The organism is Noviherbaspirillum sp. UKPF54 (assembly GCF_007874125.1).
Taxonomy (GTDB): Bacteria; Pseudomonadota; Gammaproteobacteria; order Burkholderiales; family Burkholderiaceae_D; genus Noviherbaspirillum.
The window spans coordinates 2,007,537-2,028,134 of record NZ_CP040128.1 but is presented as its reverse complement, the minus strand read 5'-3'; the positions used below and the strand labels follow the sequence as shown (position 1 = coordinate 2,028,134).

Below are 20,598 nucleotides of genomic sequence, written 5' to 3'. Positions count from 1 at the left end.
GGGCGAGGGTGCCGGATTGCCGGGGGCAAACGGCCCGCCCTAGGTTTGTCGCTTAGCCCACCACCAGCCGGCGGCTGCCGATCTTGGTGGTTGCCTGGCCGTCCGGACCGTAGATGGGGCCGCCTTGGGCGTTGCCCTGCAATACGTTGAGCGCGCCTTGATTGCGCGCCATGTGCTGGCCGATCAGAAGGCCGTTGACGCGATTGTGTTCCTTGGCCGATCGCATCGCTGTCAACAGATCGTTCCACGCCCTGTTGTCGGCGGCGGTGGCGCTAGCGAGCCAGGCCTGCATGCCGGTATCGTTCGCTTCGAACCCGGCGTCTCTCAGCGCGCGGTGCCGGCGTTTCGCCAGTTGCGTCATCTGCGCCGCGAGTTTCGCCTTTTCGGCGGTCAGCTTGATCAAGCCGTCCACGTCGGCATTGACGAGGGTAGTCTGTTCCTGCAACAGCAGTTGCAGCAAGTTGTTGGCAGCCTGCAGCTCTTCGTCGAGTCCGTGCGCAGGGCTGGTGCCAGGGGCATGCATGGTTAACCTTTTCTTGCCGAAATCAAGTCTTTCACGGTGTCGATCAGTCCGTCGGCAATCCGGCCGGCATTGACCTGGAAGCGGCCGCTGGCGATCGCCGCCTTGATTTCTTCCACTTTCTTCGAATCGAACACCTGGTCGCCGGAGCGCTGGCTGGACAACGCCTGCGCTTCGGACGAGAGGGTGACGCTGTCGGAGGAAACCTTGTCCACGCCAGCCTTGTCCTCCGCCTTTGCGGCCCGGGTTTTGGGCGTGGCTACACCCAAACCGTTGGCTTTGTTGAGCGAGTCAGAAATTTTCATCACAGTTCCTCGTTTTGTCCGGGCTTATCGCCGCTGTCTGCCTCTATATCGGCGATATTACCGCAAACTTTAGTGCCGGACGTGGCACTTTTTCGGGGTAATTTCGTTGCGTTTGTATCAATATGTTACTTCGATGATTCCACCCATCCGGGCCACGCCGCTGACCACCTGGCCCGACGCCGTACGTGCCTGCACCACCTGGCCCTCGTTCGCGTTGGTCAATGCCCGGGCTTCCGCGCTCACCCGAAACCCGGGGCCGTTCGTCGTGACGCGCACGGTCTGCCCCTGCTGGATCGCCTGCTGCGCGCGCAATGTGTCCTGGCGCAGCGCCGCCCCGGCCGGTGTCGAGATGGACAGGGTCCGTCCGACCGCCTGCGAGGCGTCGGTGATGACGCCGGCGGGTAGCGAGGTCAGCTCGCCTTTGATCTTGCGGATATCGTTCGGACCGACGGCCTGTCCCTGGGCCAACGGTGCCGCCGCAGCGATATATTCGCCATGCACTCGCACCGTGGCGGGCACGTAAATCGTCCAGTTTGCCGGCGCGGTGCAGCGCACGCCGACGGTAGTCTTGCCCCAGGCACGGCTGCCGGCCGGGAAAAAAGCTTCGGGCGATGGGCAGGCTGCCAGATTGAGTCGAGGATCGATTGCGCCCACGGAGATGCTGGCATTGCCGGGCAATCCCGCTGTTTGGGCATGCAGAAATTGTTCGACGGTGTCGCGCAGCGCGGCATGCTGCTGGCGCGGGCCCGGGTCCTGCGCGCCCGCATATTGCCAGATTGGCAGCGTCAGCAGGAGGAGAAGGGCATGGCGATGGCGGTTCATTGCGGCTCGTGATTGGATCCTGTGCCATCTTAAGGGGAGGGCGGCCGCGCAAAGGGTTGAATAGGGCGGAATTTTGCAGTCTTATCGTCTGATCGGCTTGCCGGAGGCGTCCGTATGATCGAGATTACACAAATCCACCTATCGGACGAGTGCCGGCTTACCGGGCCGGATTTCGTGCCGATATACCCCGGAGAAGTCGATGATCGGAAAACTTGACGAAGCGTTACGCTTCCATGAAACGGCGCTCAGCTTGCGCTCGCAGCGGCAGCAGTTGCTGGCGTCGAATATCGCGAATGCGGACACGCCCAATTACAAGGCGCGGGACGTCGATTTTAGCAAGGCGCTCCAGGGGGCGCTAGCGCGCGGCAACGCGCCCGCGCAGGGCGAGCTGGTCAAGACCGCATCAGCCCACCTGTCCGTGCAAGGGCAGCCGACCATCGGCGGCCTCACGCCGCAGTACCGGCAGACGGTACAGGGCAGCGTGGACGGCAACACGGTCGACATGGATGTGGAGCGCAATCAGTTCACCGACAACGCGTTGCGTTATGAAGCGGGACTCACGATGATCTCGCACCAGATCAAGAATCTGCTGACCGCCATCCAGGGGCAATAATCATGTCGCTATTTAATATCTTCAATGTTGCCGGTTCAGCCATGAGCGCGCAAAGCCAGCGCCTTAACGTCGTGTCCAGCAATATCGCCAACGCCGACAGCGCCACCAGCGCCGACGGCAAGACCTATCGCGCCAAGCAGGTGGTGTTTTCCGCCGTGCCGACCGAGAACGCGGCGGCGACCGGCGTCAAGGTGCAGCAAGTGGTAGAAGATGCGTCGCCGCTGAAGATGGTGTACGACCCGAAACATCCGCAGGCCGACGAGAAGGGCTATGTCGCGATGCCCAATGTGAATGTGGTCGAGGAAATGGTCAACATGATTTCCGCTTCGCGTTCCTACCAGACCAACGCGGAAACCATGAACACCGCCAAGAACATGCTGTTGAAGACACTGACCCTCGGTCAGTAAGAAAGGGAAGAGCGATGGTTAGTACAGTGCAAAACAGTGGAGTGTCCAGCGCGTTGATGGATACGATGAACGGAAAGACGAGCGCTTCATCGAAAACCGACGTGGAGGAAACGCAGGACCGTTTCCTGAAGCTGCTGGTGACCCAGATGAAGAACCAGGATCCGATGAACCCGCTCGACAATGCGCAGGTGACCAGCCAGTTCGCGCAGCTGTCGACCGTCTCCGGCATCAACAAGCTCAACGACACGATGGCGAGCATGATGGCAGGCTACCAGGCTAACCAGACGCTGCAGGCGGTCAGCATGATCGGCCACGGCGTATTGTCGGCCGGCTCAAATATCGACCTGGTGAAGAGCAGCGCGCTGATGGGCGTCGAGCTGGCCGATTCGGCCACCAAGGTCAGCGTGACGATACGCGACGCCTCCGGCAAGGAAGTGCGCAAGCTGGAACTCGGCGCGCAGAAGGCAGGCTCGCTGCCGCTGACCTGGGATGGCAAGGCGGAGGACGGCAGTACCGTCGCAGACGGGCGTTACACATTCGAAGTCGGCGCCACCAACAACGACGCCAAGGTGACGGCGACTGCATTGCAATTCGGCCTGGTCGATACTGTTTCGACCGACGCCAAGGGCGTCAAGCTCAACGTCAACGGCATGGGCACGCTCAATTTGGCCGATGTCCGGCAGATTCTTTGATCCATCAGCAGCAGAACACCAAGGGAGAATGACATGGCTTTTCAACAAGGTTTGAGCGGTTTGAATGCTGCATCAAAGACCATGGAAACCATCGGCAACAACGTTGCCAACGCCGGCACCGTCGGCTTCAAGAAATCGCAGGCGCAGTTCGCCGACGTGTACGCCAGCTCGCTGATCGGCAGCGGCGCGTCCCCGATCGGTATCGGCACCAAGCTGGCCCGGGTGTCGCAGAGCTTCACGCAGGCGAACATCACCGGCACCAACAACCCGCTCGATATCGCGATCAACGGCGACGGATTTTTCCGGATGGCCGATCCCAGCGGGGCGATCACGTATACCCGTAACGGCCAGTTCCAGCTGAACAAGAACGGGAATATCGAAAATGCCAATGGCAGCCTGTTGACCGGCTATCCTGTCGGGGCGAACGGCGCTATATCAAACGGCGCGGCAGCTCCGCTGCGCATCACCAATACCGCGCTCGCGCCGAAGCCGACCGATAAATATAACGTGAACCTCAATCTGGATTCGGGCAAGCCGGTGATCGGCGCCGTGTTCGATCCGACCGACCCGACTACCTACACCAACCAGACCTCGGTTGGCGTGTATGACAGCCTGGGCAATTCGCACGTGTTGTCGACTTTTTACGTGAATCGCGGACCGGCTGCTCCTGGCGCGGGAAATACGTGGGATGTATACGCCACTGTCGATGGCACGCCGATCGGCTATGTGCCGCCGGCAGCGCCGGTCGCGCTTACCAGCATTGCATTCAGCACTGGCGGCGTGGCCCTGGCGACACCGGCAGTCAACGCTAACCTTACGCTCACTAACGGCGCCACTTCACCGCAAGCCGTTTCGGTCGATTTTTCCGGCACCACTCAGTACGCACTGGAATTCGGCGTACGTGACCAAACCCAGAACGGTTATACCGCAGGCAATCTGGTGTCGTTTAACCTTTCGCCGGACGGCAAGGTGGTCGGCAGCTATACCAACGGCCAAACCTATACGCTGGGGCAGGTGGCGCTGGCGAGGTTTGCCGATCCGAACGGACTGCTGGCGCAGGGCGACAATCAATGGGTCGAAACCTCGGTTTCCGGTCCGCCCGTGGTCAGCACTCCCGGCAACAGCGGTCTTGGTGTCGTGCAATCGTCTGCTGTGGAAGAGTCGAACGTCGACCTGACCGCCGAACTGGTGTCGATGATCACCGCGCAACGCATCTACCAAGCCAATGCGCAAACGATCAAGACCGAAGACCAGATCATGCAGACGCTGGTCAACCTGAGGTAAGTGAGCTGATGCAGTGCTTGACGAACGAGGCGCCCGCCGCCTGGCAGGGCGCGCCGATCGCAGGAGGAATTAGATGGATCGCCTGATTTATACCGCCATGACCGGCGCCAAGCATATCCTGGAGCAGCAGGCAACGACCTCGCACAACCTGGCCAATGCAACCACGACCGGCTTTCGCGCGCAGCTCGACTCGTTCCGTGCGGTGCCTGTCGTCGGCGACGGACTGCCGACGCGGACCTTCGTGGTCGACGCGACCGTGGGCACCGATTTCCGTCCCGGCGCCATTCAGCAGACCGGGCGCGAGCTCGATGTCGCCGTTCAGGGCGACGGCTGGATCGCGGTGGAACGTCCGGACGGCTCCGAAGGCTATACCCGCCACGGCAGCCTGAAGCTGAATGAAAACGGCGTGCTGCAGACCCAGGGCGGCCTGAATGTCTTGGGAGACGGCGGTCCGATCACGATACCGCCGGACGCGATCGTGACCATTGCAAAGGATGGCACGATTTCCACCGTCACGCAGGGCAACTCGCCCGGCGCGACCACCACAGTCGGACGCATCAAGCTGGTAAATCCGCCGACGGATACGCTGGTGCGCGGCGACGACGGGCTGTTTACGGTAAAAGACGGCAATCCTGCCGACGCGGATGCCGGCGTGACGCTTGTCGGCGGCGCGCTCGAAGGCAGCAACGTCAATGTGATCGATTCGATGGTGAGCATGATCAGCCTGGCACGCCAGTTCGAGCTGAACATGAATTTGCTGAAGAATGCCGAAACCAACGAAAACAAGGCGAACGAGTTCCTGTCTCTGGGCTGATCGCTTCCGTATCAATGAACATGGACGCCGCTCCAATCTCGCTGCGGCACAACGAAATAGGGCTTCGGAGATAACATGATTAAATCGCTTTGGATTTCCAAAACCGGCATGGATGCGCAGCAGACGCAGATGGATGTCATCTCCAACAACCTCGCGAATGTCAGCACCAACGGCTTCAAGCGCTCGCGCGCGGTGTTCGAGGATCTGCTGTACCAGACCATGCGCCAGCCCGGTGCCCAGTCCTCGCAGCAGACGCAGTTGCCGTCGGGCCTGCAGATTGGCACCGGCGTACGCCCCGTCGCTACGGAACGCATTTTCACTCAGGGTAATTTGCAGGCGACGAGCAATAACAAGGATGTCGCGATTCAGGGCGCGGGCTTTTTCCAGGTCCTGCTGCCGGACGGAACAACGGCGTATACGCGCGACGGCTCCTTCCAGCTGGACAATCAGGGGCAGCTGGTGACGTCGAGCGGCTTCGTGGTTCAACCCGCCATCACCATCCCGGCGGACGCGCAAAGCATTACCATCGGGCGCGACGGCACCGTGTCGGTCACGCTGCCGGGCACGCCGACGCCGACCCAGGTCGGCGCGCTCCAGCTCGCGACGTTCATGAATCCGGCCGGCCTGGAAAGCAAGGGCGAAAACCTCTACGTCGAGACGGCGGCATCGGGCAATCCCAATACGAACACGCCGGGCACCAACGGTTCGGGCTTGCTGGTGCAAGGCTATGTCGAAACGTCGAACGTGAACGTGGTCGAGGAAATGGTCAACATGATCCAGACTCAGCGCGCCTACGAAATCAACAGCAAGGCGATTTCGACGTCCGATCAGATGCTGCAGAAGCTGTCGCAACTGTAATTTCGACGGAATGACTGCCTGAAATGAAACTGTCGCTTCTCATCCCGACCATGGCAGCCGCCTTTATTCTCGCTGCCTGCGGTACGGTACCCGAAACCATCGTGCAGCAGCCGCTGTCGGCGCGGCCGCAGTCGCCCGCCGCAGCCGTTCCGACGAATGGAGCGATTTTTCAGGCGTCGACATACCGCCCGGTGTTCGAGGATCGTCGTGCGCGCCTGGTGGGCGACATCCTGACGATCGCCATCAATGAAAAAACGAGCGCAGGAAAGAACGCGCTCAATTCCGGCAGCAAGACCGGCAGCACCGACTCGTCCGTGTCGAAATTGTTCGGCGTACCGGCGGCGACGGTCGCCGACCTCGGCGTGGGCGCTTCCAGCGCCAACAAGTTCGAAGAGAAGGGCGCGCAAGCCTCCAGCAATACGTTCAGCGGCACGATCACGGTCACGGTTACCGAAGTGCTCCCGAATGGCAATCTCCTCGTGGCCGGCGAAAAGCAGGTCTCGTTCGACAAGGGCGTCGAGTTCGTCCGCTTTTCCGGTGTCGTCAGTCCGCAGACGGTCGGTGCCGGCAACGTGGTGTCCTCCACCCAAGTCGCGGACGCGCGCATCGAATACCGCACGAATAGCCGCATCGACAAGTCCGAATTCATGTCGCAGATTGCGCGCTTCTTCCTGAGCTTTGCGCCGCTATGAAAATCCGCATGCCAGTTTTCAGAAAATTCCTCCCGCTCGCGTTTGCGGCACTCTGCGCCGGCTTGTCCGGAGCCGCCAACGCGGAACGTCTGAAAGACCTTGCCAGCATCCAGGGCGTACGGCAGAACCAGCTGATCGGCTACGGCCTGGTGGTCGGCCTCGATGGCAGCGGCGACCAGACCACGCAAACGCCGTTCACCGTCCAGAGCGTAATCAGCATGCTGCAGAACATGGGCGTCAACCTGCCGCAAGGCGTGAGCCTGCAGCTCAAGAACGTCGCCGCGGTGGTGGTGACGACATCGCTGCCGCCGTTCGCCCAGCCAGGGCAGACCCTCGACGTGACCGTGTCATCGATGGGCAATGCGAAAAGCCTGCGCGGCGGCACGCTGCTGATGACGCCGCTGAAAGGCGCGGACGGCCAGATCTATGGTATCGCGCAGGGTAACGTCGTGGTAGGCGGTGTTGGTGCCGCCGCCAACGGCAGCAAGGCGCAGATCAATCATCTCAGTGTCGGCCGCATTTCGGCCGGTGCGACCGTGGAGCGCGCGGTTCCAACGGCGTTCGGCCAGGGGGATTCGGTGTTCCTGGAGCTGAACGATACTGATTTCTCGACCGCAAGCAGGGTGGTCGATGCCATCAACAGGCAATTCGGCGCCAATACCGCAGCGGCGCAGGATGGGCGGGTGATCCGCGTTCGCGCGCCCGCCAGCAGCGACGAGCGCGTATCCTTCCTCGGCGCCCTGGAAAGCATCAACGTCACGCCCGCGCAGATCGGGGCCAAGGTCATCCTGAATGCGCGCACCGGTTCGGTGGTGATGAACCAGTCCGTCACGCTCGACAGTTGCGCGGTATCGCACGGCAACCTGCAGGTGGTGATCAATACCGAGCCGGTAATCAGCCAGCCGGCGCCGTTCTCCGGGGGACAGACCGTCGTGGCGCAGACCTCGCAAATCGAGATCAAGAAGGAGCCGGGCCAGGTCTTGTTGTTGAAAGGCGGGGCAAATCTGGCGGACGTGGTGAAGGCGCTCAATGCCATCGGCGCCACGCCGCAGGATTTGCTGGCCATCCTGCAAGCGATGAAGGCCGCCGGATCATTGCGGGCCGAACTGGAAGTCATCTGAGCGCGATGGTCAACCGTATCAATTCTTCCGAAAATCTCGCCATCGACGCGAAAAACCTGGAGTCGCTGCGCCAGTCCGCGCGCGAAAATTCTCCGGAAGCGCTGAAGACGGCTGCCAAACAGTTCGAGGCGCTGTTCATGAACATGATCATGAAGAGCATGCGCGAGGCGACGCCGCAGGATGGGATTTTCGATAACGAGCAGAGCCGCATGTATACGTCGATGCTCGACACCCAGTTGAGCCAGAACCTCTCCAAGCGAGGCCTTGGGCTGGCAGACATGCTGGTGCGCCAGTTGTCGGCGAACCTGGGCGGGCAGGCTGAACCGGCCTCTGCTTCATATTACAAGGCGGCAAGCGCGCAGGCGCGTCAGTATGCCGCCTGGCAGCCGGCAGAGCTGTCATCTGCAGCACCCGCCGATGGCGTCAAGCCGAATGGCGGACAACCGGCGCATGTGCAGGCGTTCCAGGATCGACTCAGGTCGCATGCCGAAGAGGCCAGCCGGACAACCGGCATCCCGGCCAAGTTCATGCTGGGGCAAGCCGCGCTGGAAACTGGCTGGGGCAGGAAAGAAATCGTCGCGGCCGACGGCACTCCCAGCTACAACCTGTTCAATATCAAGGCAGGCGGCAGCTGGAAAGGCCGCGTGGTGGAAGCCGTCACGACCGAATATGTGGACGGCGTGCCGCAAAAGCGGGTCGAGAAATTCCGTGCCTACGACTCTTATGCGGATGCGTTCCGGGATTACGGCCGGTTGTTGCGCTCCAACCCGCGCTATGAAAACGTATTGGCCAACGCCAGCGATGTCAGCGGTTTTGCGCAGGGCCTGCAGCGGGCCGGTTACGCTACCGACCCGAATTATGCAAGCAAGCTGACTAACATCATTACGCAAATCTTATAGATTTGACAATCATCCTGGCCAGCCATGGAACGGAAATGGCGGAATTTTTAAATACACCTCAAGTTTTCCGTCCAGCTGCCGTTCATACAGGCGTTACGGTATATCGCGATACCAGGGAAGAAAATCATGGCTAATATTCTCAGTACCTCCAATAGTGCTCTCTTCGCGGCGCAGCAGGGTCTCGCCACGACCGCCCACAATATCGCCAACGCCAACACTGTCGGATACCATCGCCAAGTGGTGCTGCAGGCGGCCATCGGCGGACAGGACGAGGGGGGCGGCTTTATCGGCAAGGGTACGGAGGTCGTATCCGTACGGCGCGTCTACAATGAATACTTGGGCACGCAGTTGCGCACGGTGCAGACCAGTCAGGGGCAGCTTGACAGCCATTACACCCAAGCTTCTCGTATCAACAACATGCTGGCCGACCCCAATTCCGGGCTCTCGCCGGTACTGCAGGATTTTTTCCAGAGCGTGCAAAATCTCGCGGCCAATCCCGACGCGCGCGGCTCGATGCTTGCATCGTCCCAGTCGCTGGCCAGCCGTTTTCAAAGCATGGATGGGCAACTGCGTGAGTTGCGCGTCGCGGTCAATTCCGAGATTTCGACCACCATTACATCAATCAATTCCTATGCACAGCAGATCGCTGACCTGAACGACGCGATTTCCAAGGCGCAGAGCGGCAGTGGCCAGTTGCCGAACGATTTGCTCGACCAGCGCGATCATATGGTGGGCGAACTGAGCAAGCTGACCAAGGTGACAGTCGCCAAGGACGGCAGCAATTACGGCATCTTTATCGGCAATGGTCAGCCCATGGTGGTCGGTTCGACCGTATCTAAGCTGGCAGCGGCGGCATCGCCGACCGACCTGAGCGAAGTCGAGGTGGGTCTGGTCACCGCCAGCGGCACGATCCGGCTTTCGGAAAACAGCCTGCAGGGTGGCAAGCTGGGTGGGCTGTTCGAGTTCCGCTCGACCACCCTGACCGACACGCAGAATCAGTTGGGCCGAATCGCCATCGGACTGGCGACCACCTTCAATGACCAGCACAAGCTGGGCAAGGACCGGACCGGCGCCATGGGTAGCGATTTCTTCAATGTGGCGCCGCCTCTGGTCAGTGCAAGCAGCCTTAACACAGGGACAGCGGTGGTCAGCGCCAGCATCTCCGACGTGTCGCTGCTGAAGGCGAGCGATTATAAGGTCAGCTACGACGGAACGAACTACTCCATTACCCGCATGTCCGATAACGTGCAGGTCAGTTCGACGGCAACGCTAGGCGCTCCTGGCGTGACGGTCGACGGAGTCAATATTGTCTCGTCGGGGGCGATGAATTTGGGTGACCAGTTCATCGTGAAGCCGACGATCAATGCCGCGTCCGGCTTCAAGGTCCTCGTGACGGACCTGAACAACATCGCTTCCGCCGCGCCGGTCGCGACAAGCAGCCCGACAACCAATTCCGGCACTGCCACGATCAGCAATGGCACGGTCGACAAGACCTTCTCCCTGTCGATGCTGGCTTCGCCGATCACATTAAATTACGTTGCGAACGTTCCGGCGACAACGCCGCCATCGGGCACGCTGAACGACACTGCCACCGCTCCTGGAACCGGCTTTTCGTTTCCTGTAAAGGTAACGGATATCAACGGCAACTCGACGATCTATCCGGCAGGAACCCCGGTTCCTTATTCATCGGGCGCCACCATTACATTCGGAGCAACGACTCCTTCGCCGCCTCCCGCGCCCCAGCGACACCGACGGACGTAAGTGGCATCAGTGTCCAGCTCAGCGGTGTGCCAGGTAACGGCGATCAGTTTATTGTCCAGAACAATACAACCACTTCCGGCGACAACCGCAACATGGTGTTGCTGGGTAACCTGCAAACCGCAGACACGCTTGTAAACGGAACGACCACTTACCAGGGAGCGCTTTCGCAAATGGTCAGCATGGTCGGCAACAAGACGCACGAACTGGAGGTGGGCAAGGATGCGCAAGGCAATCTGGTTACCCAGCTTCAGCAGGCTCAGGATTCGGATTCCGGCGTCAATCTGGATGAAGAAGGTGCCAATTTGCTGCGTTATCAGCAGGCTTATGTGGCAGCCGGCAAGGTGATGCAGGCGGTCAAGGAAATGTTCGATACGCTGGTCGCATTAGGACGTGGCTGATGCCAGTGTCTCGACGAGAATAATGTGATGCATTAACGTGAATTCAGTATTTTAGGATCGGTAGGAGTATCCAATCATGCGCATCAGCACGAACATGATTTTCGAACTCGGTTCGACGAAAATCAGCGACCTGCAGTCGAACCTGGCAAAGACCCAGCAGCAGCTGTCGACTCAGCGCCGCGTGCTGACACCAGCGGACGATCCAGTCGCCTCGGCTAATATCCTGGGTATTACCCAGACGATGTCGATCAACGACCAATTGGCGACCAATCGCCAGAATGCAAAGAATCTCCTTTCTCAGCAGGAGAGCGTACTGCAAAGCGTCACGACGCTGCTCCAGGACGTGAAGACGCTGACGGTGAATGCGGGTAATGGCGCCATGGATGATTCGCAACGCCAATACCTGACCGCGGAATTGAAGGGGCGTATCGACGAATTGCTGGGACTGGCGAACAGTCGCGATGGCGCGGGAAATTTCATGTTCGGTGGATTCCAGATTGCTTCGCAGCCGTTCTCAGAGACGCCAACCGGCGCCCAATACAGCGGCGATCAGGGCAAGCGCATGCTGCAGATCGGCCCGTCCCGCCATATTGCATTGAATGACTCGGGTAATTCGGTATTCGAGAGCAACCGTACCGGCAATGGCGATTTCGTAACCGCGGCAGCGTCAACCAATACCGGCTCCGGGATTGTCGGAACCGGGGCGATCGTCAATAGCACGGCGGTCACCGGGCATAGTTATAGCGTCGACTTTACTGTGATACCCGGCGCAATTACGACGACGGCATATATCGTGCGGGACACGACTGCCGGTACGTATTGGGACGGGGCGGCTTGGCAACCTGGTGCGCCGCCTGCCATGCCGGCCCCGCCTGCGCCGTCTGCGCCATACGTTCCTTACGTCAGCGGCCAGGCAATTACAGTCGATGGATTACAGCTAGACATCAAGGGTGATCCAGCCAACGGCGACAAATTCACTCTAACCCCAGCGTCAATCAGAGCATTTTCACGACGCTCAAGGATCTGATGGCGACTCTTGGCGCCTCCGGAGCCGGCGCGACAGGCCAGGCCAAACTTACCAACGGGTTGAATGCCGCAAACAACAACATCGACAACGCGCTGGATAACCTGCTGGAGGTGCGCGCTTCGGTCGGTACGCGCCTGAAGGAAATCGATACGCTCGACAGCACGGGCGATGATCTGAATGTCCAATACACCGAAGCGTTGCACCAGATGCAGGATATCGATCTGGCCGAAGTGATTTCGAACTTTACCCAGCAGCAGCAGGCGCTCGAAGCCGCGCAAAAATCATTTCTCCAGATTTCGCATTTGTCGCTGTTTAACTATATTTAACGTTTCTTCATGCATGGGCGTGCAGTTCATGCATGAAAAAGCAAGGGCCTCCTCAACGCCGGATGCGTGGATCGGCCCCTTAACCGTTCCTTTTTAAGTTTTCTGAGAGCGTTCTAATTCGCTTTAGGAGTCATCGCCGTCGTGATCTGCTGGATTGCGCCGATACCTTCATGCAGCACATGTCCGATTGGCGTGGCAAGGTAGGGCAGGGATATCGCTATCATCGCAAACCCTACGCTAATGGTCACCGGAAAGCCGATGCCGAAGATATTGAGTTGCGGTGCCGCGCGGGTCAGGATGCCGAGCGCCATGTTGGTAATCAGGAGCGCGGCGACGATCGGCAGCGACAATTGCACGCCTGCGCTGAAGATGCGCCCGCCCAGGCTCGCCAATTGCTGAAAGCCCGCTCCCGAGATGGCGTTCGCGGAAATCGGCAGGCTGGAAAAGCTCTGCGACAGCGTGGACAACAGTACCAGGTGCAGGTCGGTCGCCAGATAGATCATCAATGTCAGCAGCGCCAGGAACTGGCTGATGGCGGACGAATGGCCGCGCGACTGCGGATCGTAGAACGTCGCGAAGCCCAGGCCCATCGTCATGCTGCTGATTTCGCCCGCCATTTCGATGCCCGCGAAGACGATCCGCATTGCAAAGCCCATCGACAGTCCGATCACGAGTTGCTGCATGAGGATCAGGAGCCCCTGCATAGACATCGGATCGAGCGCGGGTAGCGCCGGGACTGTCGGAGCGATCACCAGCGACAGCATCACGCCGAGCCCGGCTTTGATACGGCGCGGCACGCTAACATTGCCGAACAGCGGCGCGGTCGATACCAGGCCGAGTATGCGCGTCAGCGGCCACAGGAAAGAGGCAATCCAGGTATTGAGTTCGGCGCTGGTGATGGAGATCATATCGATGGCAGGGGGCTGCCCTAGTGTTTCTTCGGGCCGGCGTCGCCGCGTGAGTCCGGCCTGGAATGCTAGCCGATCATGTTGGGGATATTCGTGAACAGCTCGCGCATGTAGTCGAGCATCACGGACAGCATCCAGGGGCCAGCTACCACCAGTGCGACGAATATCCCGACCAATTTGGGGATGAACGACAGAGTTTGTTCGTTGATCTGCGTCGCCGCCTGGAATATGCTGACGATCAGGCCGATAGCCAGGGCCACCAGCAAAAGCGGCGCGGCCACCATCAATGTCACTTCCATGGCGTGGCGACCGATGCCCATGACGCTTTCAGGAGTCATTGGAATTCCTTAATAAAAACTCTGTGCCAGCGAACCGATCAGCAACTGCCAGCCGTCGACCAGCACGAACAGCATCAGCTTGAAGGGCAGCGCCACGATGGCCGGGGATACCATCATCATGCCCATCGACATCAGTACGCTGGCCACTACCATGTCGATGATCAGAAACGGGATGAAGATCGCGAAGCTGATCTGGAATGCGGTCTTCAGCTCGCTGGTGACGAAGGCCGGTACCAGCACCCGCAGCGGCACGTCTTCCGGGCCTTGCAAGGCGGGGCCGCGCGACAGCTTGACGTACAGCGCCAGATCGGATTCACGCGTCTGCTTCAGCATGAAGCTCTTGAGCGGCGCGGCACCTTTTTCCAATGCCTGCGACATGCTGATCTTGTTTTCCGAAAGAGGCTGGTAGGCGTCGGTATAGATCTTGTCCAGCACCGGCCCCATCACGAACAGGGTCAGAAATAACGACAGGCCGATCAGCACCTGGTTGGGCGGCGCGCCTTGCGTGCCGAGCGCCTGGCGCAGCAGCGACAGCACGATGATGATGCGCGTGAAGCTCGTCATCATCATCAGAGCGGCCGGCAGGAACGACAGGCTGGTCAGCAGCAGCAGCGTCTGCAGGCTCAGCGAGTAGGTTTGCCCGCCGCCCGGCGCAGGAGTGCTGTTAAATGCCGGCAGGCCAGCCTGCTGCGCGAACGCGAAAACCGGCAGGCCGAGCAGGGCGGCGATGGATGCCGCGCGCAGTGTCGTCTTGATGCCGGGCCGTATCTTGTTAAACAATGAAACCTTATTGCGCATTACGCTTGTCGATCGTTTGCTTCAGCCATGCTGAAAAATTCTTTGCCATGGGCGGCATGTTCTCTTGCGGCGCAAAGCCTTCCTGCCGCGGCATGGTGGACAAGGCATTGATGCATCCGGGCGCCACGCCGACCACGATCCACTGGTCCGCGACCTCCACCAGCACGATGCGCTCGCGCGTGCCGATGCTGGCGCCGCCTATGACCTTGACCGCGCTTGCGGCCGAGGGCTTCGCCAGTCCAAGGCGGCGTATGGTCCATGCGGTTCCGGCCAGCAGGCCGAGCACGACGACCAGCCCCAGCAAAACCTGCAGCAGGCTTGCCGCCGAGCCCGGTCCCGCCTGCTCGGCCGCATGCGCGATCGCGCCGGCGCACAGCAGTGGCGGAAGTACTAGAGCTCGCATCATTTGTTCAGTTTTCTGATCCGCTCGGATGGGCTGATGATGTCGGTCAGTCGGATACCGAATTTGTCGTTGACGACCACCACTTCGCCTTGCGCGATCAGGCAGCCGTTGACCAATACGTCCATCGGTTCGCCGGCCAGGCCGTCGAGCTCGACCACGGAGCCCTGGGCCAGCTGCAGCAGGTTCTTGATCGCGATCTTGGTGCGGCCCAGTTCCACGGTGAGCTGGACCGGAATATCCAGGATGAAATCGATGTCGTTGTGGGTACCGCTCTTGACGCTCGCGCCGGAAAAATCCTGGAACGCGGCTGGCGATGGCTGGGCGGCCTGTTCGGCCGCTTCCATCTTGGCCTGTTCGGCCAGGGCTGCGCCCCAATCGTCGTCCGGGCTGGTGGTTTCGTTAGCCATTTTTGGTTTCTCCTTGCGGTGATTCGTTGTCGTCCTGTGCTTCGGTTTCCTTGAGCCTGCGCAGCTGCTCGTGTCCGCGCAGCGACTCGTTGGCGCTGTAGATCAGCTTTTCGATGCGCAATGCATACTGGCCGTTCAGCTTGCCGTAGGTGCATTCCATGACGGGCACGCCGTCAACCGTGGCGCACAGCGGGTCGGGAACGGCGATGGGAATGATGTCGCCGACCTTCATGTTCAAAATGTCGCCGAAGGTGACGTCGGCGGTGCCGAGATTGGCCACCAGTTCGACCTCGGCGGTCTTGATTTGCTGCTTCAGCAGCCGGATCCAGCGCTTGTCCATTTCCAGGGTTTCGCCCTGCAGGCTGGATGTCAGGATGTCGCGGATCGGCTCGATCGTGGAATAGGGGGTGCAAAAGTGCATTTCGCCGGTGACCGGGCCCAGTTCGATCGAGAAGGTGGTGGTCACCACCACTTCGTTCGGTGTCGCGATATTGGCGAACTGCGTGTTCATCTCGGAACGGATGTACTCGAACTCGATCGGGTACACCGGCTCCCACGACTTGGCGTAGGTTTCGAACACGATATTCAGGATGCGCTGGATGATGCGCTGCTCGGTCAGCGTGAATTCGCGGCCTTCGACGCGCGTGTGGAAACGGCCGTCGCCGCCGAACATGTTATCGACCAGCAGGAACACCAGGTTCGGGTCGAACACGATGAGCGCGGTGCCGCGCAGCGGCTTCATGTGGACCAAGTTCAGGTTGGTCGGCACCACCAGGTTGCGAATGAACTCGCTGTATTTCGATACCCGCACCGGGCCGATCGACACTTCGGCGGCGCGATGCAGGAAATTGAACAGGCTGATGCGGAACAGCCGGGCAAAACGTTCGTTGATGATCTCGAGCGTCGGCATGCGGCCGCGCACGATGCGTTCCTGGGTCGCCAGGTTGTACGGGCGCACGCCGGACAGGTCTTCCTGGACCTCGACTTCATCCTGGTCGCCGGTGACGCCCTTGAGCAGGGCATCGATTTCTTCCTGTGAGAGGAAATTGTCGGACATGACTTTACTGAACGACGAACGAGGTGAAAAAGACGTCGGACACCTCGGGCTTAGGGCCGTTGGGCGTGAAGGGCTGCTGGATCTGCTCGACGATTTCCGTGGAAAGCTTCTTCTTTCCTTCCACGGTCAGGATCTCGGTTGCTTTCTTGCTTGACAAGAGCAGCAGCAGGCGGTTGCGCACCTGCGGCATGTTCGTCTTGAGATGTTCGACCGTGGCTTCGTCGGCTACCTGCAAGGTCATGTTCACTTGCAGGAACTGCTGCATGTCTTCTCCCTGCAAATTCACGGTGAAAGTTTCCAGCGCCATAAATACCGGGGCTGCTGCGGGCTTGTGCTGTTCTTTCGCCGGCTTGTCGGCGTGTTGCGCCTTCGAGCCGAGGAAAAACCACGCGCCGCCTCCGGCGCCGGCAAGCAGCAGCACCGCGGCTGCGGCAATGATGATCAGTTTCTTTTTTGGGGCCGCCGGCTGTTCTGAATCCGGCTTCGCGCCTGCCTTGTTGGCTGCTTTGGGAGCGGAGGTCGCCATCGTTACGAAATCCTTGTGTGCGGCACTGCTGCAATCATGCAGTCATTATTCAAAAAAAGCGGTACGCGGGATGCGTCGAAAAGAAGGGAGAAGCTCTCCCATATCCGGGCATCGCGCGCCAAGGAGGCGATCCCCGGACGCTGCGAATCCGCGCTGTTCCGCCATTATTAATCACTGGAAATATAAAGGATAGTGGCGCTGCGCAACTTTTGGTGGCGGCAGGGACGTTGCCGCCCTTATTGCGACGGCCTTCGCTTGGCTGTGGATGGGATGCTGGATGTCAGGCGAAGGTGTTAACCAATCCTTCGCCGGTCGAGATTGTCCGGGTTGGGGCAACGTGCACGGTGGCTGCATCGCCACTGTCGTCAGCCGCACTAGTTCCATGGCGCGACGCTTGTTGCGGTTGCGCGAAGGCGTTTTGCGGATTGTTGTTCGGATTGCCAGCATTGACGTTGGCCTGGCCGAGCTGAATGCCGGCATCACCCAGCATTTCGCGCAACTTGGGCATCGCGGCCTCCAGCGCGTGGCGCACTTCCGGCTGCGCCGCGGTGAAGTTGGCGGTTGCCTGGTTGTCGGATACATGCAGCACGACCTGCAGCGGGCCGAGGTCGGGGGGTTGAGCGTCAATGACGCGCTTTGCACATCGCTGCCCACCATCCAGACCACCTTCTGGCCGAGTGCCTGCTCCCATCCCTGGCTGCCGACGCGCGGCGCGAGCATCTCGCTGACTTGCGCTGCCATGGCCTGCGCAGGCTGGAACTGGGCAGTGGTTGCGGCATTCGGTGTGATCATTGCAACGGCCGGCGGCTCACCGTGCTGCACCGGTCTTGGCGTGGACTGGTCGGGGGATTGTGGTGCGGCGAACTCCGATCGGCCGGATTGCGTCTTGGCGGCGGTGTCCGTCGTTGTCTTTTCGTCCTTGGTTTGCGTCAGTTTGGTGCGGAAGTCGTCATGTCCGGGAGCTGTCTCTTCGGAAGCGGCTGCGGCTTCCGCATGTTCGCCCGAGGCGCCGATGACGCCTCGGCGAGCCGCGTTCGCTGCAGCTCCAGCGAGCTGGGGCAAGCCGGATTCACGGCGGCGTTGTCCGGGCGCGATCAGGCCGTCGGTTTTCCCGGAGGTTGACTGGCTTGCCGCAGTTGCGGACAGTGACTGGGCCTCGGGTAGGCCGGCTGCAACGCTTCGCGGCGCATTCTGGGACTGCGCGGCTTGCGCGAGCAACAAAATATCCTTTGCCTGTCCGTCCGGCGCAGTACCGTCGCCTGATGCGTCGAGCGCAGTTTGCTTGCTTTCGTCCGCTGCTTTGGTATCCGTTTGCTTTGCCGCCGGTTGCGTCAGGCTGGCCACCAGCGCCAGCAATTGTTCCGATTCGGCCGACACCGTGGGGGCGTCGTCCTGGTCCTCGCTGTCATCGGTCTTCGCTGCCGTGCCTGCCGCCGCTTTATCCGCCTTGGCGGAGCGCGTGGCGCTTTCCGGGGCGGCGCGGTCCGCTGGGGTGCCCGCATCGGACTGTTGGGGCGGCTTCGATTCATTTGTCTCGGGCTGCGCGGCCTGCGACTCCTTGCCGTTTTGCGCCTTGTCGGCTCTGGTCGGTTCGCTGGGCTTCGGTGGCGCGGCGATCTCGCGCGACAGCACGTGGCTGAACGAGGCTTCGGATCCATCGCCCGGCGCTTTTGCTGCCGTCGCGGCGCCGGAGGCGAGATTGGCGAGAGTCGATATTGCTGATGTCTTCATGGTATCCGGCCGGGTCTAGCGTTTGTTGAACAGCAGCCGCGCTGCGAATTCATCCGTTTGTTTCTGGTCGCGCCGCGTTTCCTTCAATTGACGCACCTTTTCGGCACGCGTCGCCAGCGTATCGTAGGACATGCGCTTGCGCTCGCTGTCCTGCCACGCGCCGCGCTCCCTTGTCACGCGCCGCTGGGCGTCCTGCACGACGCGCTGCTGTCCCTTGATGGCCTCGTCGAGCTTGTCGATGAAGTGCTGGAAATTGCGATAGCTCGACGCGCTCAGGCCGGCTTGCAGCGTCGTCTGGAAGCGCGCCATGTAGTCGTCGCGGTATTGCAGCAGCAATTGCAGTTTTTGCTCGGCGTCTTCGCCGTTCCGGATCGCGCGCCCAAGACGCTTGGCGGCCTCGTCGGTCTGTTGCGTTGCCAGTTCGATCAGCGTGTCGAGTGCGGAAGGGATAGCCATATGACTGAGTATATCGCTTGCCCGGCGCTATTCAATCACTGGAATAGCGCGGAAAGTTGCCCCAAGCTCTCGGCTAGGCCGGCGCGCTCGCTGATATCCTGCTGCAGGAATGCTTCAATTTTGTCATGTTTGGCGATCGCTTCGTCCAGCACGCGGTCGGATCCCGCGCTGTACGCGCCGACGCTGATCAGGTCACGGCTGCGCTGGAAACTCGAAGTCAGCTTTTTCACGCGGCGCGCGAGGCTCTGGTGGTCGTGCGAGGTAATCGAATGCATTGCGCGGCTGATCGATTGTTCGATATCGATTGCCGGATAGTGGCCGGCTTCGGCCAGCGAGCGGTTGAGCACGATATGGCCGTCGAGGATGGCGCGTGCCGCATCGGCGATCGGATCCTGCTGGTCGTCGCCCTCGGTCAGTACGGTATAGAACGCGGTGATCGAACCGCCGCCTTCCTTGCCGTTGCCAGCGCGTTCCACCAGCGCCGGCAGCTTGGCGAACACCGACGGCGGGTAGCCTTTGGTGGCCGGCGGTTCGCCGATCGCCAGGGCGATTTCGCGCTGCGCCATCGCGTAACGGGTCAGCGAATCCATGATCAGCAAGACATTTTTCCCTTCGTCGCGGAAGTGCTCGGCGATCGCGGTGGCGTAGGCGGTGCCCTGCAGGCGCATCAAGGGCGAAGTATCGGCCGGGGCGGCCACCACCACCGAGCGCGCCAGCCCTTCCGGGCCGAGAATCTGCTCGATGAATTCCTTGACTTCGCGTCCCCGTTCGCCGATCAGGCCGACCACGATCACATCGGCGCTTGTGTAGCGCGCCATCATGCCGAGCAGGACGCTCTTGCCGACGCCGGAGCCGGCGAACAGGCCCATGCGCTGGCCGCGGCCGACCGTCAGCAGGCTGTTGACCGCGCGTACGCCGACGTCGAGTATGTCCTGGATCGGTGCGCGCGAGAGCGGGTTGGCTGCGCGCGCGTTCAGGGGCGCGACATGCGACGCATTGAGAGGGCCGAGGTTGTCGAGCGGGCGGCCGGCGGCATCGAGCACGCGGCCCAGCAATTCGCTGCCGACCGGGAGGTGCCGACCGCGGTCGCTCGGGCGCCGGCGCGGATGGCTGACCGCGCCCGGGCGGGGCAGGCTGTGGGCGAGTTCTAGTGGCAGGACGCGGGTGCCTGGCACGACACCTTCGACGTCGCTTTGCGGCATGAGGAACAGGCGGTCATCCTGGAATCCGACCACTTCTGCTTCGATACGCGTGCCACTGGCCAGCGGCACGGTGCAGGCGGCGCCGATCGGCAGGCGCAGCCCGACCGCTTCCATCACCAGGCCGGTGACACGCGTGATGCGGCCCGACACCAGCAGCGGCTCGGAAATGGACAGTATCGCGCTGCAATCGCGCAGGTAGGATTGCCAGCGGCTGCTGTGCGGCGCGTCCATGC

27 protein-coding genes are annotated in these 20,598 nt (G+C 60.9%); 14 read left to right on the top strand and 13 right to left on the bottom strand.

Annotated elements, in window-relative coordinates:
• Window positions 1-52: 52 nt before the first annotated feature.
• From FAY22_RS09350 to flgA, 3 genes are all read right to left on the bottom strand, one after another.
• Complete coding sequence (locus FAY22_RS09350) at window positions 53-523, bottom strand: flagella synthesis protein FlgN (protein WP_146329955.1); 471 nt, start codon at window positions 521-523, stop codon at window positions 53-55.
• Between the two features lie 2 nt (window positions 524-525).
• Window positions 526-825, bottom strand: coding sequence for a flagellar biosynthesis anti-sigma factor FlgM (flgM, locus tag FAY22_RS09345; protein ID WP_146329954.1), 300 nt, complete (start codon window positions 823-825; stop codon window positions 526-528).
• Window positions 826-942: 117 nt separating this feature from the next.
• Entirely contained in the window at window positions 943-1,647 is a 705-nt protein-coding gene (gene flgA, locus FAY22_RS09340; protein WP_146329953.1) for a flagellar basal body P-ring formation chaperone FlgA, read from the bottom strand.
• A gap of 199 nt (window positions 1,648-1,846) precedes the next feature.
• Here flgA and flgB point away from each other — a divergent pair, with 199 nt between their 5' ends.
• The 13 genes from flgB to FAY22_RS22660 all read left to right on the top strand — a co-directional run bounded on the left by flgB (window position 1,847) and on the right by FAY22_RS22660 (window position 12,539).
• Complete coding sequence (gene flgB / locus FAY22_RS09335; protein ID WP_146329952.1) at window positions 1,847-2,260, top strand: flagellar basal body rod protein FlgB; 414 nt, start codon at window positions 1,847-1,849, stop codon at window positions 2,258-2,260.
• Window positions 2,261-2,262: 2 nt separating this feature from the next.
• Window positions 2,263-2,667, top strand: a complete 405-nt coding sequence (gene flgC, locus FAY22_RS09330; protein WP_146329951.1) for a flagellar basal body rod protein FlgC — start codon at window positions 2,263-2,265, stop codon at window positions 2,665-2,667.
• A gap of 65 nt (window positions 2,668-2,732) precedes the next feature.
• Window positions 2,733-3,359: a flagellar hook assembly protein FlgD gene (locus FAY22_RS09325; RefSeq protein WP_246860723.1), complete on the top strand. Its 627-nt coding sequence runs from the start codon at window positions 2,733-2,735 to the stop codon at window positions 3,357-3,359.
• A gap of 33 nt (window positions 3,360-3,392) precedes the next feature.
• The gene (gene flgE / locus FAY22_RS09320) at window positions 3,393-4,643 is read left to right on the top strand and encodes a flagellar hook protein FlgE (RefSeq protein WP_146329949.1); all 1,251 of its coding nucleotides are present in this window, start codon (window positions 3,393-3,395) and stop codon (window positions 4,641-4,643) included.
• A gap of 73 nt (window positions 4,644-4,716) precedes the next feature.
• Window positions 4,717-5,457 (top strand): flagellar basal-body rod protein FlgF, encoded by a 741-nt coding sequence (gene flgF, locus FAY22_RS09315; RefSeq protein WP_146329948.1) that lies wholly within the window; start codon window positions 4,717-4,719, stop codon window positions 5,455-5,457.
• Between the two features lie 75 nt (window positions 5,458-5,532).
• Window positions 5,533-6,315, top strand: coding sequence for a flagellar basal-body rod protein FlgG (flgG, locus tag FAY22_RS09310; protein ID WP_146329947.1), 783 nt, complete (start codon window positions 5,533-5,535; stop codon window positions 6,313-6,315).
• A gap of 23 nt (window positions 6,316-6,338) precedes the next feature.
• The gene (locus FAY22_RS09305) at window positions 6,339-7,007 is read left to right on the top strand and encodes a flagellar basal body L-ring protein FlgH (RefSeq protein WP_146329946.1); all 669 of its coding nucleotides are present in this window, start codon (window positions 6,339-6,341) and stop codon (window positions 7,005-7,007) included.
• An 8-nt stretch (window positions 7,008-7,015) separates the two neighbouring features.
• A complete protein-coding gene (locus FAY22_RS09300; protein WP_210411923.1) occupies window positions 7,016-8,128 on the top strand; it encodes a flagellar basal body P-ring protein FlgI in 1,113 nt (370 codons plus the stop codon).
• A 5-nt stretch (window positions 8,129-8,133) separates the two neighbouring features.
• Window positions 8,134-9,027, top strand: a complete 894-nt coding sequence (flgJ, locus tag FAY22_RS09295) for a flagellar assembly peptidoglycan hydrolase FlgJ (RefSeq protein WP_146329944.1) — start codon at window positions 8,134-8,136, stop codon at window positions 9,025-9,027.
• Window positions 9,028-9,153: 126 nt separating this feature from the next.
• A complete protein-coding gene (gene flgK / locus FAY22_RS09290; RefSeq protein WP_146329943.1) occupies window positions 9,154-10,788 on the top strand; it encodes a flagellar hook-associated protein FlgK in 1,635 nt (544 codons plus the stop codon).
• A gap of 26 nt (window positions 10,789-10,814) precedes the next feature.
• Window positions 10,815-11,186 carry a flagellar basal body rod C-terminal domain-containing protein gene (locus FAY22_RS22330; protein ID WP_246860722.1) on the top strand — a complete coding sequence of 124 codons (372 nt, stop codon included), beginning with the start codon at window positions 10,815-10,817 and terminating at the stop codon, window positions 11,184-11,186.
• 76 nt (window positions 11,187-11,262) lie between these two features.
• Entirely contained in the window at window positions 11,263-12,213 is a 951-nt protein-coding gene (gene flgL, locus FAY22_RS09280) for a flagellar hook-associated protein FlgL (protein WP_371417386.1), read from the top strand.
• A complete protein-coding gene (locus FAY22_RS22660; protein ID WP_371417385.1) occupies window positions 12,213-12,539 on the top strand; it encodes a hypothetical protein in 327 nt (108 codons plus the stop codon). The genes flgL and FAY22_RS22660 overlap by 1 nt, the downstream gene beginning before the upstream one ends.
• A 113-nt stretch (window positions 12,540-12,652) precedes the next feature.
• Here the strand turns inward: FAY22_RS22660 and fliR are convergent, their stop codons facing one another.
• The 8 genes from fliR to FAY22_RS09240 all read right to left on the bottom strand — a co-directional run bounded on the left by fliR (window position 12,653) and on the right by FAY22_RS09240 (window position 17,667).
• Window positions 12,653-13,447, bottom strand: a complete 795-nt coding sequence (gene fliR / locus FAY22_RS09275) for a flagellar biosynthetic protein FliR (protein ID WP_146329942.1) — start codon at window positions 13,445-13,447, stop codon at window positions 12,653-12,655.
• A gap of 68 nt (window positions 13,448-13,515) precedes the next feature.
• Complete coding sequence (gene fliQ / locus FAY22_RS09270; RefSeq protein WP_040040830.1) at window positions 13,516-13,785, bottom strand: flagellar biosynthesis protein FliQ; 270 nt, start codon at window positions 13,783-13,785, stop codon at window positions 13,516-13,518.
• A gap of 9 nt (window positions 13,786-13,794) precedes the next feature.
• Window positions 13,795-14,565 carry a flagellar type III secretion system pore protein FliP gene (fliP, locus tag FAY22_RS09265; protein WP_305778382.1) on the bottom strand — a complete coding sequence of 257 codons (771 nt, stop codon included), beginning with the start codon at window positions 14,563-14,565 and terminating at the stop codon, window positions 13,795-13,797.
• 7 nt (window positions 14,566-14,572) lie between these two features.
• Window positions 14,573-14,989 (bottom strand): flagellar biosynthetic protein FliO, encoded by a 417-nt coding sequence (gene fliO / locus FAY22_RS09260; RefSeq protein ID WP_146329940.1) that lies wholly within the window; start codon window positions 14,987-14,989, stop codon window positions 14,573-14,575.
• Window positions 14,986-15,393: a flagellar motor switch protein FliN gene (fliN, locus tag FAY22_RS09255; RefSeq protein WP_146329939.1), complete on the bottom strand. Its 408-nt coding sequence runs from the start codon at window positions 15,391-15,393 to the stop codon at window positions 14,986-14,988. Before fliN ends, fliO begins: the two co-directional genes overlap by 4 nt.
• A complete protein-coding gene (gene fliM, locus FAY22_RS09250) occupies window positions 15,386-16,450 on the bottom strand; it encodes a flagellar motor switch protein FliM (RefSeq protein ID WP_146329938.1) in 1,065 nt (354 codons plus the stop codon). Before fliM ends, fliN begins: the two co-directional genes overlap by 8 nt.
• Window positions 16,451-16,454: 4 nt before the next feature.
• Window positions 16,455-16,976, bottom strand: a complete 522-nt coding sequence (fliL, locus tag FAY22_RS09245) for a flagellar basal body-associated protein FliL (protein WP_146329937.1) — start codon at window positions 16,974-16,976, stop codon at window positions 16,455-16,457.
• A gap of 280 nt (window positions 16,977-17,256) precedes the next feature.
• Window positions 17,257-17,667 (bottom strand): flagellar hook-length control protein FliK, encoded by a 411-nt coding sequence (locus FAY22_RS09240; protein ID WP_246860721.1) that lies wholly within the window; start codon window positions 17,665-17,667, stop codon window positions 17,257-17,259.
• A gap of 591 nt (window positions 17,668-18,258) precedes the next feature.
• Here FAY22_RS09240 and FAY22_RS22325 point away from each other — a divergent pair.
• Complete coding sequence (locus FAY22_RS22325; protein ID WP_246860720.1) at window positions 18,259-18,726, top strand: hypothetical protein; 468 nt, start codon at window positions 18,259-18,261, stop codon at window positions 18,724-18,726.
• Here the strand turns inward: FAY22_RS22325 and fliJ are convergent.
• Complete coding sequence (fliJ, locus tag FAY22_RS09235) at window positions 18,723-19,163, bottom strand: flagellar export protein FliJ (RefSeq protein ID WP_146329936.1); 441 nt, start codon at window positions 19,161-19,163, stop codon at window positions 18,723-18,725. The two genes, FAY22_RS22325 and fliJ, sit on opposite strands and share 4 nt — an antisense overlap.
• A gap of 35 nt (window positions 19,164-19,198) precedes the next feature.
• Window positions 19,199-20,596, bottom strand: coding sequence for a flagellar protein export ATPase FliI (gene fliI, locus FAY22_RS09230; RefSeq protein ID WP_210411954.1), 1,398 nt, complete (start codon window positions 20,594-20,596; stop codon window positions 19,199-19,201).
• Window positions 20,597-20,598 lie beyond the last annotated feature (2 nt).

Excerpts from the sequence above, each read along its gene's own strand:
- fliM (WP_146329938.1), bottom strand. The coding sequence starts at position 16,450 with ATGTCCGACAATTTCCTCTCACAGGAAGAAATCGATGCCCTGCTCAAG.
- FAY22_RS09350 (WP_146329955.1), bottom strand. The coding sequence starts at position 523 with ATGCATGCCCCTGGCACCAGCCCTGCGCACGGACTCGACGAAGAGCTG.
- fliN (WP_146329939.1), bottom strand. The coding sequence starts at position 15,393 with ATGGCTAACGAAACCACCAGCCCGGACGACGATTGGGGCGCAGCCCTG.
- FAY22_RS22660 (WP_371417385.1), top strand. The coding sequence starts at position 12,213 with ATGGCGACTCTTGGCGCCTCCGGAGCCGGCGCGACAGGCCAGGCCAAA.
- FAY22_RS09305 (WP_146329946.1), top strand. The coding sequence starts at position 6,339 with ATGAAACTGTCGCTTCTCATCCCGACCATGGCAGCCGCCTTTATTCTC.
- fliJ (WP_146329936.1), bottom strand. The coding sequence starts at position 19,163 with ATGGCTATCCCTTCCGCACTCGACACGCTGATCGAACTGGCAACGCAA.
- fliO (WP_146329940.1), bottom strand. The coding sequence starts at position 14,989 with ATGATGCGAGCTCTAGTACTTCCGCCACTGCTGTGCGCCGGCGCGATC.
- flgB (WP_146329952.1), top strand. The coding sequence starts at position 1,847 with ATGATCGGAAAACTTGACGAAGCGTTACGCTTCCATGAAACGGCGCTC.
- FAY22_RS09325 (WP_246860723.1), top strand. The coding sequence starts at position 2,733 with ATGAACGGAAAGACGAGCGCTTCATCGAAAACCGACGTGGAGGAAACG.
- flgE (WP_146329949.1), top strand. The coding sequence starts at position 3,393 with ATGGCTTTTCAACAAGGTTTGAGCGGTTTGAATGCTGCATCAAAGACC.
- fliL (WP_146329937.1), bottom strand. The coding sequence starts at position 16,976 with ATGGCGACCTCCGCTCCCAAAGCAGCCAACAAGGCAGGCGCGAAGCCG.
- flgA (WP_146329953.1), bottom strand. The coding sequence starts at position 1,647 with ATGAACCGCCATCGCCATGCCCTTCTCCTCCTGCTGACGCTGCCAATC.
- flgM (WP_146329954.1), bottom strand. The coding sequence starts at position 825 with ATGAAAATTTCTGACTCGCTCAACAAAGCCAACGGTTTGGGTGTAGCC.
- flgF (WP_146329948.1), top strand. The coding sequence starts at position 4,717 with ATGGATCGCCTGATTTATACCGCCATGACCGGCGCCAAGCATATCCTG.
- flgG (WP_146329947.1), top strand. The coding sequence starts at position 5,533 with ATGATTAAATCGCTTTGGATTTCCAAAACCGGCATGGATGCGCAGCAG.
- FAY22_RS09240 (WP_246860721.1), bottom strand. The coding sequence starts at position 17,667 with ATGGGAGCAGGCACTCGGCCAGAAGGTGGTCTGGATGGTGGGCAGCGA.
- flgL (WP_371417386.1), top strand. The coding sequence starts at position 11,263 with ATGCGCATCAGCACGAACATGATTTTCGAACTCGGTTCGACGAAAATC.
- fliR (WP_146329942.1), bottom strand. The coding sequence starts at position 13,447 with ATGATCTCCATCACCAGCGCCGAACTCAATACCTGGATTGCCTCTTTC.
- flgC (WP_146329951.1), top strand. The coding sequence starts at position 2,263 with ATGTCGCTATTTAATATCTTCAATGTTGCCGGTTCAGCCATGAGCGCG.
- fliQ (WP_040040830.1), bottom strand. The coding sequence starts at position 13,785 with ATGACTCCTGAAAGCGTCATGGGCATCGGTCGCCACGCCATGGAAGTG.
- flgK (WP_146329943.1), top strand. The coding sequence starts at position 9,154 with ATGGCTAATATTCTCAGTACCTCCAATAGTGCTCTCTTCGCGGCGCAG.
- FAY22_RS09300 (WP_210411923.1), top strand. The coding sequence starts at position 7,016 with ATGCCAGTTTTCAGAAAATTCCTCCCGCTCGCGTTTGCGGCACTCTGC.
- flgJ (WP_146329944.1), top strand. The coding sequence starts at position 8,134 with ATGGTCAACCGTATCAATTCTTCCGAAAATCTCGCCATCGACGCGAAA.
- fliI (WP_210411954.1), bottom strand. The coding sequence starts at position 20,596 with ATGGACGCGCCGCACAGCAGCCGCTGGCAATCCTACCTGCGCGATTGC.